Here is a 938-nt window from a genome sequence, read left to right as displayed (position 1 = left end):
CGAGGGATGGCGGCCCGGGACATCAGCATCATCGACGTCAGGTTGAGGCGCAGGCACTGGTCCCAGGCGTCCAGGTCCAGGTCGACCACGGTTCCGGACGGGCCGGCGACGCCGACGTTGTTGACCAGGATGTCGACCCTGCCGAAGGTGTCCCACGCCTGGCGGACCACATCGGCGCACTCCTGCGGGCTCGTCACGTCCGCGGTGACCAGAAGGGCGTCCGTGCCCCGCTCCGCCATGAGGCTCCGCGTCTCGGCCATGTTCTGCGGAGCGGAGTCGACCACGACCACGTGCGCCCCGGCCTCGGCGAGCAACACCGCGGCCGCCCTGCCGTTTCCGACGCCCGACGCACGCGAGCCGCCGCCGGTGACGATCGCGACCGCGCCCTCGAGACCGAAATCAATGGCCATACCGTCCTGCCTTTCTGTACGGGTGGCCCGAGAAGGGCGCGTGGAGCAGGCCGGATCGCTCTCGGCCTGCTCAGACCTGCCGGGTGCGGCCGGCCCAATAGCGCTCGCGCACAGCGCGCTTGAGGACCTTGCCGTTCGCGCTGCGGGGCAACGAGGTGACGAAGTCCACCTTCTTGGGCGCGCGGATGCTGCCCAGCGTCTTCTTGCACAACGCGATCAGTTCGTCGGCGGAGACCCGGCCGCCCGGATTGGGCTCGACCACCGCGGTGACCGCCTCGCCCCAGTCGTCGTGCGGAACACCGATCACGGCGCAGTCCTGCACCGCCGGGTGACTCCAGATCACCTGCTCGATCTCACTCGGGTAGATGTTCAGCCCACCAGAGATGATCATGTCTTTCTTGCGGTCGGTGATGAACAGATAGCCGTCCGCGTCGAAGTGACCGATGTCGCCGGTGTGCAGCCAGCCGTCCACGATGGTCTCGGCCGTCTTGTCGGGAGCCGCGTAGTAGCCCTTCATGACGAGATCCC

The 938-nt window shown here is 68.1% G+C and carries 2 protein-coding genes; both read right to left on the bottom strand.

From position 1 onward, the window contains the following. Positions 1–410: SDR family NAD(P)-dependent oxidoreductase (locus ABD378_RS43750; protein WP_344531060.1), on the bottom strand; the 410-nt coding region annotated here is incomplete at its 3' end. A gap of 70 nt (positions 411–480) precedes the next feature. Next, positions 481–938 (bottom strand): class I adenylate-forming enzyme family protein (locus ABD378_RS43745; RefSeq protein WP_425583988.1); only part of this gene is annotated, 458 nt, incomplete at its 5' end.

Source organism: Streptomyces rectiviolaceus, assembly GCF_039533825.1.
In the GTDB taxonomy this organism is placed as follows: Bacteria; Actinomycetota; Actinomycetes; order Streptomycetales; family Streptomycetaceae; genus Streptomyces; species Streptomyces rectiviolaceus.
This window is presented reverse-complemented; position numbering and strand designations above follow the sequence as displayed.